The organism is Desulfopila inferna, assembly GCF_016919005.1.
Lineage (GTDB): Bacteria > Desulfobacterota > Desulfobulbia > Desulfobulbales > Desulfocapsaceae > Desulfopila_A > Desulfopila_A inferna.
Genome location: NZ_JAFFQE010000002.1, coordinates 513,109 through 528,838, shown reverse-complemented (window position 1 = coordinate 528,838; position 15,730 = coordinate 513,109). Strand labels below are relative to the sequence as shown.

Sequence of the window (15,730 nt, the reverse complement as noted above, 5' to 3'; positions counted from 1 at the left end):
CATCTACAGTATTTCCTGAAGTGCCTGGAGCAGCCTGTCGACGTTTTTTTCTCTGGCGGTATGTCCCATAAGGCCAACTCGCCAGATTTTACCGGCCAGCGGACCGAGGCCGGCACCTATTTCTATATCATATTTTTTGAGCAGCTGTTGGCGTATCCGGGCATCCTCGGTACCTTCCGGAATGGTCACGGCATTGAGCATCGGCAGACGGCTCTCCGGAGACACGGCCATGGCAAGCCCTAATTTCTCAAGGCCCTCAACAAGGTAATCATGCGTTTGGCGGTGACGGGCAAAAACCTGCTCCTTTCCTTCTTCCAGAATCACGCCTAATGCCGCGTAGAGACCATAGAGCATATTCACCGGAGCGGTGTGATGATAGGCCCGTGTGTCTCCATCCCAGTAGTTGATGATCATGGTGAGATCCAGATACCAGTTTGGAACTTTGGTCTTGCGTGCTTTTAATGTTTCAATCGCTTTTGCAGAAAAAGAGATCGGTGCAAGCCCCGGCGGACAGGAGAGGCACTTCTGGGTGCCGCTGTAGATGGCATCGATCTTCCAATCGTCAGTCTTCACCGGTAATCCGCCAAGGCTGGTGACGCTGTCGACCAGAAAAAGGGCGTTGCTTGCTGCGGCCATTTCCCCGATTTTATCAACAGGGTTCATTACCCCGGTAGATGTTTCTGCATGGACGACAGCGACAATTTTGTATGATTTTTCCTGCAGCTTCTTCTTTACTGCTTCAGGCTCTACCGCGGTACCCCATTCGAATTCAAGGACATCCACGGCAGCTCCGAGCCGGCCGGCCAGATCCTCCATACGCATGCCGAAGACACCGTTTTTGAGAACGAGAACAGGATCCCCCGGCTCTATGAGATTGACAAAGCAGGTTTCCATTCCCGCTGATCCGGTGCCGGAGATGGGAATGGTCAGCCTGTTTTCAGTTTCCATGAGGAGCTGCAATCTCCTCTTTATCTCATCCATAATGCTGATAAAGCGAGGATCGAGATGACCGATTGTATAACGGGACAAGGCAGCATATACCGGGTCGGGGACGCATGAGGGACCAGGACCCATGAGCAGCGTCTGGGATAGGGTATCGAGGTGGTTCATTGGCATTGTTCTCCTGTGGCTGCAATTCAGTTCGACTCCTCTGACAAGGCGGCAGTTGACCTTGAGAGAATCAGGGAGCATTTTGTCTTCCTTTATCACAATTGGAAAGGCAGTGCAAATATTTCAGAAGCGGGTTGAGTGACTATCCCTGATTCTCAGTCCCGGCCCGCTTCACCTCCTGCCTCAGGGAACATTAATGGAAAACCATTTCGAATTCAGCAAGATTCCAATAAAGGCTTGAGGATCATCGCATGTCACCAGATGACTATATGATTTTACCGCAAAATGTTCCGGGTCCAAACCCAAATAGGTATCGCTTATGATATCTCCTGATTCCCAGGGAGTGACCTCCATCCGGGCGACGATGCCGGTTCTCCTGTCTTCTGGAAGAACTGCAAGCTGGATGGCATGAGCAAGATACTCCTGCTGGACGATTCCTGGAGAGATGTGCGGAGAATATTGATGAAAAACAGCATGGGTTATTTCATGTGCTATTACACTGCCGTAAAAAACCCGATCAAAAAATTCTCCATACATCTGTGGATGGTCCTGATTGCGGAGGATCGATTGATATGACATCAGGGTGATCCTGTCCGTGCGACTGTCGTAGGCGCCATAGGCAGTGCAGCCAAGGTTCTGTATTTCTTCCTCAACTATTTCTATGATGATCTGATGAAGAGGAATGAGTCCGAACCGGCTCAAAATCGATAGTGACTTTTCCGCATAATCGCAGATGGTGTTCGCCGTATGGGGGTCTTTTGCGAAAACGGTAATCGCAGGCAATCCATCACATGTATATTTTCCAGCGGGTGCCTCGTTAAAAGAAAGAACAATCAGCATTAAAGAAAACAACAGGATTAGTCTGTTAGGTGGTGGGATTTCAGGCATGACATTTTGCTCCCTTGCTTGAGAGACTGCAACAGTCCGCTGATGTATCGACTCCCAGTTTGGAAAAAAAGGGTGGGGTGCAGAAAATCAGGCCGCTACGTTATCGGGAGCGCACGTCATTGATCCGCGGTTACCCTCCAGATAATGTTGCCGACATCGTCCGCTACCAGCAGGGCACCCTGTTTGTCAATGGCCACGCCTACCGGTCGTCCCAGGGCATCACCATCCCCGCTGAGGAAGCCGGTGAGAAGGTCTATGGGCAGCCCATCCGGCCGGCCCTCATGAAAGGGGACGAAGATTACTTTATATCCGCTATGCGGTTTGCGGTTCCAGGAGCCATGCTGGCCGACAAACATGCCTTCGGTAAACGGCTCAGGCAGCCTGACACCTTCCGAGTGAACCAGGCCCAGGCTGGAGGTATGCGGTCCAAGAGCGTAGTCCGGTATTATGGCACGATTCACCAGATCCGGTCTCTGAGGCTGCACGCGTGTATCGATATGCTGTCCGAAGTAGCTGTAGGGCCAGCCATAAAACCCACCGTCGCGCACCGAGGTCATATAGTCGGGAACCAGGTCACTGCCCAGCTGATCGCGCTCATTGACCGAGGTCCAGAGCACACCGCTGAGGGGCTCGATAGCCATGCCGTTGGGGTTACGCAAGCCGGTGGCAAAGAGGCGGTGATCTCCTGTTTCGGTATCGACAACCCAGATTGCGGCACGTCCCCTTTCCCTTTCCATCCCATTTTCCCCATGGTCGCTGTTTGAGCCCACGGTAACATAGAGCGTGCGGTCATCTCCGGCGGCAAGAATATTGCGAGTCCAGTGCCGGTTGATGGTTCCTGCCGGCAAATCCAGGATTTTGGTACCGGGGGCCTTGATTTGGGTCGTATCCGGCGTGTAGGGAAAACTCAGCAGGGCATCGGTATTGGCAACAAAGAAGGTATCTCCAATAAGTGCCATGCCAAAGGGAGAATGGAGTTTCTGCAGAAAAATGGTGCGTACATCCACCACTCCGTCACCGTCTTTATCGCGCAGCAGGGTAATTCTGTCGGCACTGGGTACGCCGGCACCGGCAATTTTTTTCATCATTTTCATCAACCAGCCTTTGATGCCCTCTTTGCCCGCTTCTTCCGGAGCATTCGCTTCGGCCACCAGGACATCTCCGTTAGGTAGGACATAGATCCAGCGAGGGTGATCCAGGCTATCGGCAAAAGGCCGTACCGTCGTTCCTGGAGCGGAAACGGGTTGACCACCTTCGGGCCAGCCTTTGGCCGGGGCTATGTTAACGGTGGGAATAATGTTGTCAGGCGGGGACGGCAATACCGGATCGGGACCGGTCCCTGCTGAAACAGGTAATTGTGCCGTATGATTGCACCCTGCAAGAGTGAGCATCAGACCAAGCCATAATAATCCGGGTAGTCTACTCATGGGACACCTCTACGCGATAGAAGAGGGGATGCGGACATCCGTCTTGAAATATACACGGTCCAAGGCGGGGCATTTTTGTCAGGAATGGCGGTTATTGCTCAATCGTATGCATTGTTGTTCGACGGGTCAAGCGTCTTTTTGGCGGGCCGGGAGGTTGGTCAAAAGGAGTAAGGTGCTATGGTGAGTGAGAACAAAACTCTAGCGGGTGCCGCTCCGGGCAGCACGGCCGCTTTTAAGGTATTTCAGCGCCTCCTCAACCGCCCTGTAAGCAGTGGCAATCGCCAGGCCGGCACCGCAGCGCTGACGGATCCAGTCTTGGTGGGCCAGGACGGTGCCTGCGCAGAATAACCGCGGGTCAAAGGGCTTGCCGGAGTGTCCGAGCGGGCGAAAAGAACCGTCCGTTTCAATGCCGGCAAGATGTATGTCATGTCCGCGGCTGTCGAAATATTCTTTGCGGTACCAGTCCCGCCTGCAGGGAGGCTGGTATACCGGCAGACCGATCAGGGATTCGCTGATACCATCAAAATGCGAGGTCAGTCCGCTGCTGAGAAACCGGCCTGTCGCCAGCAGGGCCGATTTGGCTCGAATAACCAGAGAACCACGATTGTCGCTGAGTTTTAGTTCAAGAGATTCCTGTGAAAAATCTATGGCATCGACTTTTTGCTGCGGCACCAGCATCCTGTTTTTGCCTGGGAGAGCCTGCTCAAACATTTCGCGCAGGCGGATTCCTGGAATGGATGGCGGCATGGTGGGAATTTCGAAAAGCAGACGTCCGGTCAGTCTCTGGAGTTCGGCAAGAACCACGTCCGGCCTGTGCATCCCCAACAGAGCGGGAACACCGACGAAAGCGGATGCCCCTGCCTCCCTGTTGATAATCTCGGCAAGCAGCTTTCTGTTTTCAGCAACTTCAAGAGAACGGGCCGCCGCCTCGGGATACAGCTCACCGCCTCTATGGCCAGGGAAGGTAACTTTGCGTTGCTGCAGTTTCGGCCAGCTTTTACGGAGGTTGGCGACTATTTGAGAACCGCTGAATCCCTTGAGGCCATGAAAACCGAAAATCGTGCATTCACCTTTGTTTTTCAGGGCCTCGATGCCATTCTCCATGGTTTTCGGGACACAGAGTGTGGGCTTGATCGTTCCAGCAGGGGTGAGCGCGCAGATATTTTTCTTGCCGGGTCTTGAATAGCCGATGCCGTGTTCTTCGACAAAGGTGATAAATTCTGCAAAGGCAGACTCGATGGCAGTAGCGGAGATACCGGCCAGGGGGTGCCCGGGGTTGATGTTTCTCAGCCCGATAAGACTTTCCCAGGGATTACCGATAATCCGGGAATCAAGAAAGCCCAAAAGGTCAAGATAGCCGGTGGTGTAGGTCAGGGCGCCGGTATTGCCGGCGACTGTACAGGACATACCTCTGTTGCCGGCAAAAATCGCGCCTGCGGTTCCGGCCAGTCCCATGCCGATGATGGCCAGATCCGTTTCTATGTATCGAGAGTCCATTTATTTACCCGACTGAAGTTTCAGCATCGAGAAGGTCCAGGCCGAGAAGGCCTTTGTGCAGTGCCTCGGCCAGTTCCATCTGAGCCATCTGCTGCCCCCAGATAACACAGCGCATTCCCTTGAAGCGCTCGCTGAAGAAATCCCGCATGTGATCGAGACCGGTGGAATCTGCATAATGTCCGCAGTCATAGAGGAAAGAGGCTATGCGCATACCGCAAAAAGATCCCTGACAGGAACCCTTGCCGGCCCGGCTGCGCAGGGCGATGGCAGTCAGGCTCATTTCCTTTTCGGCGCCGGGCGTCTCATTGATTATTTGCGAGATCGCTGACTGCGGCACCATCTCGCACTCGCATAGAAGCAAGTCTTCAGCATCGTTTGCGGTAAAACAATAGTGTGAAGATTCTCCGGGTTCGGTCCATCTGCAGTCACTTGAATCAGGAAGAGCCGTGAGATGAGTGGTGCAGCATTGGGTGTTGCCGAGTCTGAGGGCAACGAGATCTGCTGTTTTTTCAGCCATGAGCCGGTAGGTGGTCAGTTTGCCGCCGGTGATGGTGCAGAAATTCTCCAGGGAGGAACTGTGCTCAAAAAGCGAGAAGCTGCGCGCGATATTGCGGTCATCATCCTGCTGCGCCTCCTGCACCAGGGGGCGAACCCGGGAGAAGGCCCTGATGAACCGGGTATGCTCGAGTCCTGGAATCATGACCATCCCTTCCCTGATGTTATGGTTTACCTCTTCCACGGTCGGTTGTACATTGTCAATGGTGTCTGTCCTTAAAGAGGTGGTGCCGAGGATGGATACTGTGCCGCCGGGGACAAGAATATCGCCGTCGGAGGGCGGCCTGAGGCGATTGATGACACGATCAGTCAAGCGATTATGGGTGACGAGCAGGGTGCCTTTCGACCAGAGAAGCCGCACGTCATCGCAGCCCGCCAGAGCAGCGATTTCCATGGCCCATCCTCCGCCTGCATTGACGAATTGCTGTGCCCGGATAGTAAGGGTTTTGCCGGTGAGGTTGTCGCGGCACAATGCCTCATGTATCCGCCCGTGCCGTTGTTGAAGGCCGACGATGCCGCAGTGGGGTAAATAGCGGCTGGTGTTGATCATGGCGGCATGAGCGACGTTTTCCAGTGCCAGATGAAAGGGATCGATCGTCGCATCAGGCACATGGAACGCCCGCAACAGCTTATTGGAGAGGCCGGGTTCCATGATCATGGCGTCATGAGAAGACACCTCTTCACAGGCAATGCCGGCGGTGCGGCAGAGAGGCTGAAATCGGGCTGCGAACTCTTCATCGTCACCAGCCATACCGACGAACAACCCGCCGGTCTCCTCAATACAGTGAGGAGCAATTTTCTTGAGAATGTATCCTTCGTTGCGGCATTCGACAGCGGACTGCAGATCGTTGGATACATACCGCGCTCCCGAGTGAAGCAGACCGTGGTTTCCCCCGGAGGCACCGGCGCAGAGATCGTTTTTCTCGACAAGGATGCAGTGGATTCCCCGCAGGGCAAGATCGCGCATGATTCCGGCCCCGGTGACACCGCCTCCGATAATAAGTACTTCCGTTTCCAAGGTTGACATTCCTTTTGTCGAACACTCTGCTGTAGATTTTCTGATTACCCCTGAGACTCAGCAATCCTGGCCCAGGCCTGGACAGCTCTTTTCATCGGGAACCCAGTTCTGACAGGGGAAATGTTGAACACCCCTCCATCAATTTCTATAGTGTTTTATATATTATTTCAAGTGAAATCAAAAATAGATTCAAACGAAAGCTGAATTGGATAAAAATGAGTGCAGTGCCTGTCGCTCTTATGGTGAGAACATTTCGTTCCACAGCACAATGGGCGGCAGGAGAGGAGCCTGCTTTAAAATTAAAAACTTCCATAAAGCTGAAGGATATTGTATTTAAAACAGGTGCTGTTTTGGAGAGAACAGCACACCAGACTCAGGGGATTTTGAATTATCGGTAAAGAGTCCAGCTCAGCTGGGTTATACACTTTTAAGCAAATATTCTTTAATGACGAACAATTTTACTACTTCCAATACCACACGTCTTGCCGGTGCCCATACGACTTCAAAATATCTGAAGGCCGAAAACGAGCTCCTCAAGAAGGCCGTCGAAAAAGTTACCCTGACCGTTCATGCCTCCGCCAATCAGGCCATGATGGCCATTGAAAAAAATCGGGAGCGCATCTCGGACGCCACGGACCATCTGGATGGAGTTTTCGTTAGCTCCCTGCAGATTTCCCAGGCCGCCGAGATTGTCGAGATTACCAAAATCGGCGAAGAGCTCAACGCCTATTTCGATAAAGCTGTACACCAGAGGGCCTTTAAGAATTTCAGCGATGAACTTCATCAGCAGGTCAGAGAACTTGAGGAACGTCAAAAAGATCTCAAAAGAAGAGAGGACAAACTCGAAAAAACCATTGCCGCCCGCATGGCGGCGGCCGAAGCTAGAATCATCAGGGAGAGTACAAGTTCGCGAGGACTTTTGGAAAGTGCCCTGCAGAAAGCGGAGAAGGTCTTTGACCAAAACAAAATTACCAGATTTGCTTATTCGACGATTTCCCGTTTTCAAAATGAGTTTGATCGAGTCCATGATGTCAGGGATGTTGAATTCATAACCAAATTATTCCAGGAAACCATAGAGCCCTTCCAGAAGACCAAAATGGTTGCCGATAAGGATGGCAAACTTATCAAACTAATCATCAATTCCTTTACCGAGTCCTGCTATCAGGATCTCTTCTTCTTTTTCTATAAGTATTATAACGAGTTGCTTGAAATATATGAAAAGGAGAAGGAAATACCTTCTACCGCTATAGAATTGGCCAGGATCTTTAAAAGCAAGCAGAAAGATGCCGAAGAAATCATTGCCAACATGCACAAGAGGAAATAGGGATTACCATTCTGATGACGTCGTAAAAAATTGATTTACAACGCCATCCACCAGATGCTGCTGTACCGACTGACCCCTCCATCCTTTCCCCTCCCGGTTATTTTATCTCATACCTGATTACCCCTAATCCTCAGCTCAAGGTCGGGACTGGGCCAGGAAATGCCGAGCTTCAGGGTAATCAGAATCTCATAAAAACGTTGTCAAGCATCTCAGATGCCGGATATGCCTCTCTCTGGTATTGGTTTCCATAGCTTTTCAGTGGTAAAATCTGGTTTGAATGAATAATTGCGGTTCCCACATATCGATTTATTCAGGTCAAAAAGATGGAGCCGGATAGATACTAAAGAAAGGAGTTGATATGATGAAAGCGGAAGTAAAAAGAAAAACCGAGAAGGAAGAATACTGGTTCAGAGAAGGGTGCTTCATAACCGAAATCGCCAACGATGAAAGTGATTCTGTGGTCTCCATAGCCCGGGCGCGGGTCAAACCCGGTTTCACGACTGCCTGGCATATGCTGGACGGTGTCGTGGAGAGGTACATCATAGCAAGCGGCAACGGCAGGGTTGAGGTGGGAGAAAGAGCTCCTGAGGTTGTCGAAGCCGGAGATGTAGTGCGAATTCCGGAGAACACCAGGCAGAGAATTACCAACTCAGGTGATGATGACCTGATTTTTTATGCGGTCTGCTCTCCTCCGTTCAGGAGTGGATGTTATGTTGCACTGGAAGAAAAAGGTAAATAATTCTCCAGGGACCATCTCCACAACCCGGATGACTTTTTACCCGGCTCGCCCTCGCAGGAGAGTGGACTCGACACAACTAGTTTCAATGATTAGAGGTATTACCACTATCACGGTAACTTTAAAGACTTTTTAAGGGATTTCTTACCGATGACGTCGTTTACTCCGCAATCATTTGAAGAGGAAAGCCTGTTGCAGGACTTTATGAAGTTGCAGCGGTGTTCTTACATGATAGCCATCCAGGACGAGGCGAGATACCATGCAGATCAATGATTTGAGAAAACTCAAGCGCTTCAAGGATATCGTTGCCATTCTGGCAAAATACGGCTTTGACGACATTGTACAGCACCTCGATACTCCGGGATCCGATCTTCTTCGCCGGATACATCCGCCAAATCTCGAGCTGGAAAGCTATGAGCGAATTCGTGCCGCCATAGAAGATCTGGGTCCGACATTCATCAAATTCGGTCAGGTTATGAGCCTGCGGCCCGATATGCTGCCGCGGGGAATGCTGAACGAGTTGGAAAAGCTTCAGGATAATGTGCCTGAAGTTGATTTTGAAGAGATCTCAGCCGCCGTCGAAGAAAACCTGGGCCGCCCAATCAGAGAAGTGTTCTCAATGTTTCATGTCGATCCGATTGCCGCGGCGTCTTTGTCTCAGGTTCATCGGGCGGTTCTGCGGGAGGGAGGAGAATTTGTCGCCGTCAAGGTGCAGCGGCCCGACATTGCTAAAAACATCAAACTGGATCTTGATATCCTCGAAGGCATAGCCGGTTTTCTCAATCATCAGTTTGTGGACGTGCAGCATTATGATTTGCCGGGCCTGGTCAAGGTGATCAGGCGTACATTGATAAAGGAACTGGACTTCATACAGGAATTGCAGAATATGGAAATCGCCCGTTCCTATACTTCCAAAAAAGATTTTTATATTCCGAAAACATACCGGAGATATTCCAATGAACGGCTGCTGGTCATGGAACATATCGAGGGCGCTAAATTTAAAGAGTTGTCAACGGCTTCGGGATATGACCGCGAAAAGATCGCCATCATGGGCTTAAATGCCGGCGTCAAACAAATTCTCGAAGACGGATTTTTTCATGCCGATCCCCATCCTGGGAATCTTCTGCTTATGGAAGACATGAAACTCTGCCTTATCGACTGGGGAATGGTGGGCAGGCTCACGGAAAAGGACCGTTTTCTGCTCATCGATCTGCTCAAGGCGGTAGTTGAAAAGGACAGCGATGCCTTGCTGAAAAGCTTTCTGAAATTGTGCGATACCAAAGGGGAAATGATCGATCCCGGCAATCTTGAACGTGAACTGCTCGAAATTCTCGACAACTATCATGCCTTTCCGATCAAGGATATGGATGTTGGGCAGTTTCTGCTGAGCTTGACCGATCTCCTCAGAGCCCATCATCTGCAGATGCCCAGAAATTTTATAGTAATGATAAAGGCGCTGGTAACCGCGGAAGGTTCTGCTCGCCTGGTCTATCCCGATCTCGATATCATATCCGAGATCAGCGACTACATCCATAAACTGGCATTGAGACGTTACCGGCCCGATGTCCTCTGGCGTCAGATCAGGAATTCATTTGCAGGCTTAATATTTGCACAACGGCAAATACCATATCAGATCGGTCAGGTTGTCAACAAGCTGGAGCGGGGAAAACTGGGCTTTACCTTTCGCCTGGAAAAACTGGAACGATTGCTCAGCACACTTGAACATGCCTCCAACCGGTTAACGGCAGGCATCATTACCGGTTCTATAATAATTGGATCATCCATGATTATTACCACTGGAGTCGGCCCATATCTTTTTGGTTTTCCGGCACTTGGTGTCGTTGGCTATCTCTTGTCGGTTATCCTGGGCATGTATTTGATTTATACCATATTACGCAAAAGGAAATAATGACGGACTCAGCTGAGCCCGACCGCTGCCTGGGTGGGTTCAAGATCTGAACCGAGTATTAGAAGGAGTTGGTTATGAAGAAGAAAGAAGAGTTTATCAGGAAACTGCATCAAAAAATTGATGAATGGGATGCGGAGATAGACAGGATGTCGATCAAGGCTGCTCAGGTTGAGGAGGATTCCAGGGTGGAATTCTATGAGCAGATTGCCGAGTTGAAAAGCAAGCGCATGCAGATAGAGGAGACGCTGGAAAAAATTCAGCAGAGTGGCGAGGAAGCCTGGGGGGATCTAAAGGCCGGGGTCGATCTGGCACTGGAAACGATGAATGATGCCCTAAGGTCGGCTGCAGCACGGTTTAAATAGTGGCTGTCGTCCATAAATGGCACTTTCGAAGACGCTTGCCGGTTGCTCTCATAATTTAATTACCCTGAAGCTCAGCATTTTCTGGCCCAGGCCACCCATCCATGGGGGCTTCGCTGCAGCCGTCCGGGCTGCAGAGGCCCCGTGAAAAGAGCAGTCCCGACCTTGAAATGAGGATTAGGGGTAGTCACGGAATATTATTGCAGCACGGTTTAAACAGCAGCTTTCTCCATTACCGGCCACAGAGAAAAATCCCGGTTCTTTTTGAAGCCGACTCCCACCGCCCCTTTGTGCAAATAGAGCACATATGCCCAGTCCGGCTCAAAATAACTTGTGGTTGATGACCAGTATGCCTCACAGACGCCGGAGAAAGGATGTCCTGCAGGCAGGGCCGGCGAGTGAGAGGAAGCATCCACCAGGCTCTCCAGTTCATTGATAGAGGGGAGACGCCACGGCAACTGGGACTGCAGGGCCAGCTGCCGCACCGCTGCCAAAGCCTCTTTCCAGGTTGAAAGCTTTTCAAGATCAGCCGAATGATGCCAGATAAGGCCGGTGAGATCATCGGCTATACCCTCTTGCATATGTCTGAACCGGGGCAGGGGCCAGGCAACCCCATACTGCAGGGCACCATCCTGACCGTATGCTTCGTCGGCATCGCAGGATATTTCCCCTCCCCGTTCATCATAGCAGTTATTCTGTCCCGTACGGGGGAGTATTCCACTTTCTCCGCACACCGGCCAGATCAGATAATAGCTGTCTTTACGGCCGTAAAACATTCTCCCGCCTTCCATATGGACATACCAGGCATAGCCGGGTGACCTGGCCGAGGTTGTCGAGGTCCAATACCAGCCCAGAAAGACATTTTTAAAGGGGTGGCCCTGAGGCAGCGCGGGTTTTCGGGCACCATGACTGATAATGCTTCTCATTTCACGACGGTTAGGCAGCCTCCAGTCGCTGCGCTTGCATTTTTTTGCTTCGTTGAGCCGTTGGACCTGTTCAAGTCCCTCCTGCCAGGACATCGGATAGGAGAAGAGATTGCCATCGATCATCCAGTAAAGCCCGGTGGCCCTGTCATGAACCAGCGCGTCATTCTCCGTCACAAAGCGCGGCTCCGGCCATGGGTATCCGCAAGGATATTCTCCATCCTGGCCCGATCCCCGGCACGGCACGGTCTTGCCGTCGCTGTCGAAGCACTCCGCAAGGCCGGTCCAGAGGATATGCTTTATCATCGTTTCTCTCCGGTTGGATATGGCATGAGGATCAGTCGAGAAGAGGGCCCAGCATGTAGAGGATATCACTCTCCCGTGACGGGTAAGGGGAAAGGATGTTGTCGTCCCGGACCTTGGAAATGGGGGATTTATCCAACATTGCCTGCTTGAAGGTGTTGACCAGCCCGGTAGTATTGTCGGCGAGAAAATGAGCTCCGAGAACCTGGTCGTTTTCATCGACAAGGATTTTGTAGGCAGCATGCTTCATGCCGACCCGACGATATGTTGTCCAGTCCAGATGGGTATCGTGGCTCTTCCAGTATTTGATGTTTTCCTGACGCAGCTGCTCTTCGGTTTTTCCTACCATGCCCAGTTGAGGGTAGGTGAAGAGTACCGCGGGAACGGCGCTGTAGTCCATGTGCGGCATCTCGCCGCCTTTTTCCGCTGCCATTATGGCTTTGACGGCTATCCGGGCCTCCATATCGCTGACCCGGGCAAGTTGAGGACTGTCGGTACAGTCGCCTGCGGAAAAGACAGCGGGATTCGAGGTTCTCATGGCCGGATCGGTTGTTATTCCTTTTTTTGAAAATTCAACACCGGCCGCCTCCAGGTTGAGCGATGAGATGTTGGGAGCCCTGCCGGCGCCGTTGACCACCAGATCAACTTCGAGAATATCGCCGGATGCCAGTTCAACCTGGTAATACGGACCCTGCTTATGCAGGGAAGAGACAGTAATATCGGTGTGAATTACAATTCCTTCACCTTCCGAAGCCTCGACCAGCTGGTCAACCATATCGCCGTCAAAGGAGCCCAGCGGCCGTGATTCTGTTTCAAGAATATGAATCTCACCGCTTTTACCGCCCAGCCTGGCCACAAAATGAGCAAATTCAAAAGATATGAATCCGCCGCCGATGAAGGCAATGCGCGGGGGCACCTCTCGCAGTTCGAGAAAATCACTGCTGGTAGCCATGTATTCCTGACCCTCGAAAGGTAAATCCATGGGTTTTGCTCCCGTGGCCACAACGATATACCGTCCCTGAATCTTTGTTTCACCAAACTGGAGGGTGGTGCCATCCACAAATTGTGCCGAACCTTTCAGATACTCAACACCGTTGCCGCGCAGGGCTTTAACCGTACTCTCGGGAACGGTTGAGGTGAATCTGTTTTTTTCATTGAGAATTTCCCGCCAGTCCGTCAGCGGCGGTACAGTGACGCCGATATGTTGAAGATGGCGGCTGCGGGCTACTACTTCGGTTACCTCGTAAAACCATTTTTTGGCCTGACAGCCACGCAAGGCACAGACACCACCCGGGGAATCGCTCTGCTCGACCAGGGCGACACTCAACCCTTCTGCAGCGAGCTCATATGCTGCGGTCTGCCCTGCTGTTCCGGAGCCGATGATGATGACATCATACTTTTTTATGATCATAGTTGTCTCCCTTGGTGTGGTTTTCTGCCAATTGCCTGGATTTTCTGGCTTGCTTCGCCGTAACCATCTGATATTTAGTATAAACAGTCTACGTATTTTGGAGCCATCTTGCAAGGGATGGTTTTTTCTTCAGTAGGCTTTTTATCACTCCCATCAAAAAAGGCGATGGAAAATCTAAGAAAAACGGGATATATTTAGTCAATCGGCTAAATGAAGAACCGGAGAGATGCTTATGCAGACATTATCGTCAATGTTCAAAGCGCTGGCGGATAAAAACCGCCTGCGAATCGTGGCGGCATTGCTGCAGCATGACGAACTCTGTGTCTGCCAACTTACGGAACTCCTTGGGGTTGCCGGCGCTACCGCCTCACGGCATCTTTCTCTACTGCAGAAAGCGGACCTGGTGCAAAGCAGAAAGGTGGGGCGCTGGGTCTATTGCCGGCTCAGGGACGATCTGCCGCATGAGTTCCCCATGGACTGGCTCAAAGAGCATCTTCTGCAGGATAGCGACATTGTAAAGAATATGGAGCGGATGAGAGCTGTCCTCGCCGAGAACCCTGAAGCCATCTGCAGAAAGCGGCGAGGTGACACCACCCCAGCCGGGGTATGCGCGCAGAATCGAACAAAAAAAAGATTCTCTTCCTCTGTACCGGCAACTCCTGTCGCAGCCAGATGGCGGAAGGCTGGACCAGTCATCTCCATGCCGATTCCCTTGAGGCCCATTCCGCCGGAATAAAGGCCCATGGACTCAATCCCTATAGCGTGGAAGTGATGAATGAGGCAGGCATCGACCTCTCCGGCCATCGCTCCAAACAGCTCGATGAGTTTGATCTGCAGAGCTTCGATGTCATCATCACTCTCTGTGATCATGCCCATGAGAGCTGCCCGCTTGTACCGCCCGGCTGCCGTCTGGTCCATAAAGGATTCGACGACCCCCCGAGGCTTGCCCGGAATTTGCAATCGAAAGAAGATATACTTCAATGTTATCGAAGGGTGAGGGATGAGATTCAGGCGTATGTTCAGTCTTTTCCCGCATCCTTACCTCTGGAGGAGAAAGAGAAATGACAGCAGCACAACCCGGGGATGACCGCAAAATGTCCTCTCTTTTTGAGCGTTATCTAACCCTTTGGGTACTTTTGTGTATCGCCCTGGGCGTTATCTTAGGCAAAATAGCTCCCGGATTCGCCAGGGCGCTGGACGACATGACACTGAATGTCGGCGGAGCTCCGGTTGTCTCCATTCCCATTGCCGTTTGTCTGTTTTTCATGATGTATCCGATTATGGTGAAGATAGACTTCGGATCGGTGATACAGGCCGGCAAAAGCGGTAAACCGGTTTTTCTTACCATGTTTATCAACTGGGCCGTCAAGCCTTTTACCATGTATGCCATTGCCGCCCTCTTCCTCGGCGTACTCTTTCGCGGATTTATAGGGGTTGAGGCGGTCGATCTGGTCAAAATGCCCTTCGGCCTGGACCTGGATGTGGGTGCCACCCATGGTGCAGGCACCGTAGTCCTGCATGAGGGTGTAAAAATGCTGGAGATACCGCTGTGGCGCAGTTACCTGGCCGGTTGCATACTCCTGGGGATAGCGCCATGCACGGCAATGGTGTTGGTCTGGGGTTTTCTGGCCCGCGGCAACGACGGCCTGACCCTGGTGATGGTCGCCATTAATTCCCTCACCATGCTGGTTCTCTACGGTGTTCTGGGTGGTTTTCTCCTCGGGGTAGGACGTCTGCCGGTTCCCTGGGAGGCGCTGTTGCTCTCCATCTCCGTCTATGTCGCCTTGCCGCTGGTAGCCGGTTATTTCTCCAGAAAAATGATCCTGCGGGCCAAGGGGGAAAAATGGTTTAAAGAACGTTTTCTCCATGTTCTTACCCCGGTGACCATAATCGCCCTGCTTACTACGCTGGTGCTGCTCTTTAGCTTCAAGGGAGAGGTCATCCTCTCCAATCCGCTGACCATTGTCTGGATTGCCGTGCCGCTCTTTATCCAGACGGTGGTGATTTTTGCGCTTGGCTACTGGCTCGCCCGGGTATTTCGCTTGAAATATGAAGACGCCGCACCGGCAGCCATGATAGGCGCCTCCAATCACTTCGAGGTGGCCATCGCCACATCAGTCATGCTCTTTGGCCTCTCTTCCGGGGCGGCGCTGGCGACGGTGGTCGGTGTGTTGATCGAGGTACCGGTCATGCTGATGCTGGTGAAAATCTGTTTGAACACCAGGCATTGGTTTGCAGAAAACTGAGGTTATTTGTCCGAGACAGGGCAG

At 51.8% G+C, this 15,730-nt stretch carries 14 protein-coding genes; 7 read left to right on the top strand and 7 right to left on the bottom strand.

Annotation, left to right across the window (positions count from 1 at the left end):
* Nucleotides 1-3: 3 nt before the first annotated feature.
* From JWG88_RS06330 to glpA, 5 genes are all read right to left on the bottom strand, one after another.
* A complete protein-coding gene (locus JWG88_RS06330; RefSeq protein ID WP_205233238.1) occupies nucleotides 4-1,110 on the bottom strand; it encodes a pyridoxal-phosphate-dependent aminotransferase family protein in 1,107 nt (368 codons plus the stop codon).
* Between the two features lie 183 nt (nucleotides 1,111-1,293).
* Complete coding sequence (locus tag JWG88_RS06325) at nucleotides 1,294-1,998, bottom strand: DUF6639 family protein (RefSeq protein WP_205232865.1); 705 nt, start codon at nucleotides 1,996-1,998, stop codon at nucleotides 1,294-1,296.
* Nucleotides 1,999-2,114: 116 nt separating this feature from the next.
* Nucleotides 2,115-3,425 (bottom strand): PQQ-dependent sugar dehydrogenase, encoded by a 1,311-nt coding sequence (locus JWG88_RS06320; protein WP_205232864.1) that lies wholly within the window; start codon nucleotides 3,423-3,425, stop codon nucleotides 2,115-2,117.
* 198 nt (nucleotides 3,426-3,623) lie between these two features.
* A complete protein-coding gene (gene glpB / locus JWG88_RS06315) occupies nucleotides 3,624-4,922 on the bottom strand; it encodes a glycerol-3-phosphate dehydrogenase subunit GlpB (RefSeq protein WP_205232863.1) in 1,299 nt (432 codons plus the stop codon).
* Nucleotides 4,923-4,926: 4 nt separating this feature from the next.
* Entirely contained in the window at nucleotides 4,927-6,504 is a 1,578-nt protein-coding gene (gene glpA, locus JWG88_RS06310; protein WP_205232862.1) for an anaerobic glycerol-3-phosphate dehydrogenase subunit A, read from the bottom strand.
* Between the two features lie 436 nt (nucleotides 6,505-6,940).
* Between glpA and JWG88_RS06305 the strand changes: the two genes are divergently transcribed.
* From JWG88_RS06305 to JWG88_RS06290, 4 genes are all read left to right on the top strand, one after another.
* Nucleotides 6,941-7,819, top strand: coding sequence for a hypothetical protein (locus JWG88_RS06305; protein WP_205232861.1), 879 nt, complete (start codon nucleotides 6,941-6,943; stop codon nucleotides 7,817-7,819).
* Nucleotides 7,820-8,177: 358 nt separating this feature from the next.
* Nucleotides 8,178-8,558, top strand: coding sequence for a cupin domain-containing protein (locus tag JWG88_RS06300; RefSeq protein ID WP_205232860.1), 381 nt, complete (start codon nucleotides 8,178-8,180; stop codon nucleotides 8,556-8,558).
* Between the two features lie 256 nt (nucleotides 8,559-8,814).
* Complete coding sequence (locus JWG88_RS06295) at nucleotides 8,815-10,464, top strand: ABC1 kinase family protein (RefSeq protein WP_205232859.1); 1,650 nt, start codon at nucleotides 8,815-8,817, stop codon at nucleotides 10,462-10,464.
* 74 nt (nucleotides 10,465-10,538) lie between these two features.
* Nucleotides 10,539-10,826 carry a sll1863 family stress response protein gene (locus tag JWG88_RS06290; RefSeq protein ID WP_205232858.1) on the top strand — a complete coding sequence of 96 codons (288 nt, stop codon included), beginning with the start codon at nucleotides 10,539-10,541 and terminating at the stop codon, nucleotides 10,824-10,826.
* Between the two features lie 209 nt (nucleotides 10,827-11,035).
* Here JWG88_RS06290 and JWG88_RS06285 read toward each other — a convergent pair whose 3' ends face one another.
* Nucleotides 11,036-12,052, bottom strand: a complete 1,017-nt coding sequence (locus JWG88_RS06285) for an Lcl C-terminal domain-containing protein (protein ID WP_240194296.1) — start codon at nucleotides 12,050-12,052, stop codon at nucleotides 11,036-11,038.
* A 31-nt stretch (nucleotides 12,053-12,083) separates the two neighbouring features.
* Entirely contained in the window at nucleotides 12,084-13,460 is a 1,377-nt protein-coding gene (locus tag JWG88_RS06280) for a dihydrolipoyl dehydrogenase family protein (protein WP_240194295.1), read from the bottom strand.
* A gap of 232 nt (nucleotides 13,461-13,692) precedes the next feature.
* Here JWG88_RS06280 and JWG88_RS21600 point away from each other — a divergent pair, with 232 nt between their 5' ends.
* Genes JWG88_RS21600 through arsB form a run of 3 tightly spaced genes read left to right on the top strand, consistent with a single transcriptional unit; the run spans nucleotide 13,693 to nucleotide 15,706 of the window.
* Nucleotides 13,693-14,196 carry an ArsR/SmtB family transcription factor gene (locus JWG88_RS21600; protein ID WP_240194294.1) on the top strand — a complete coding sequence of 168 codons (504 nt, stop codon included), beginning with the start codon at nucleotides 13,693-13,695 and terminating at the stop codon, nucleotides 14,194-14,196.
* Nucleotides 14,133-14,525 (top strand): arsenate reductase ArsC, encoded by a 393-nt coding sequence (locus JWG88_RS06275; protein WP_240194293.1) that lies wholly within the window; start codon nucleotides 14,133-14,135, stop codon nucleotides 14,523-14,525. Before JWG88_RS21600 ends, JWG88_RS06275 begins: the two co-directional genes overlap by 64 nt.
* Nucleotides 14,522-15,706: an ACR3 family arsenite efflux transporter gene (gene arsB / locus JWG88_RS06270; protein WP_205232856.1), complete on the top strand. Its 1,185-nt coding sequence runs from the start codon at nucleotides 14,522-14,524 to the stop codon at nucleotides 15,704-15,706. Before JWG88_RS06275 ends, arsB begins: the two co-directional genes overlap by 4 nt.
* Nucleotides 15,707-15,730 lie beyond the last annotated feature (24 nt).

Bases quoted from the DNA above. Each gene is read 5' to 3' on its own strand.
- JWG88_RS06275 (WP_240194293.1), top strand. From the start codon at position 14,133: ATGGCGGAAGGCTGGACCAGTCATCTCCATGCCGATTCCCTTGAGGCC.
- JWG88_RS06280 (WP_240194295.1), bottom strand. From the start codon at position 13,460: ATGATCATAAAAAAGTATGATGTCATCATCATCGGCTCCGGAACAGCA.
- JWG88_RS21600 (WP_240194294.1), top strand. From the start codon at position 13,693: ATGCAGACATTATCGTCAATGTTCAAAGCGCTGGCGGATAAAAACCGC.
- glpA (WP_205232862.1), bottom strand. From the start codon at position 6,504: ATGTCAACCTTGGAAACGGAAGTACTTATTATCGGAGGCGGTGTCACC.
- JWG88_RS06330 (WP_205233238.1), bottom strand. From the start codon at position 1,110: ATGAACCACCTCGATACCCTATCCCAGACGCTGCTCATGGGTCCTGGT.
- JWG88_RS06305 (WP_205232861.1), top strand. From the start codon at position 6,941: ATGACGAACAATTTTACTACTTCCAATACCACACGTCTTGCCGGTGCC.
- JWG88_RS06325 (WP_205232865.1), bottom strand. From the start codon at position 1,998: ATGCCTGAAATCCCACCACCTAACAGACTAATCCTGTTGTTTTCTTTA.
- arsB (WP_205232856.1), top strand. From the start codon at position 14,522: ATGACAGCAGCACAACCCGGGGATGACCGCAAAATGTCCTCTCTTTTT.
- glpB (WP_205232863.1), bottom strand. From the start codon at position 4,922: ATGGACTCTCGATACATAGAAACGGATCTGGCCATCATCGGCATGGGA.
- JWG88_RS06295 (WP_205232859.1), top strand. From the start codon at position 8,815: ATGCAGATCAATGATTTGAGAAAACTCAAGCGCTTCAAGGATATCGTT.
- JWG88_RS06320 (WP_205232864.1), bottom strand. From the start codon at position 3,425: ATGAGTAGACTACCCGGATTATTATGGCTTGGTCTGATGCTCACTCTT.
- JWG88_RS06300 (WP_205232860.1), top strand. From the start codon at position 8,178: ATGATGAAAGCGGAAGTAAAAAGAAAAACCGAGAAGGAAGAATACTGG.
- JWG88_RS06290 (WP_205232858.1), top strand. From the start codon at position 10,539: ATGAAGAAGAAAGAAGAGTTTATCAGGAAACTGCATCAAAAAATTGAT.
- JWG88_RS06285 (WP_240194296.1), bottom strand. From the start codon at position 12,052: ATGATAAAGCATATCCTCTGGACCGGCCTTGCGGAGTGCTTCGACAGC.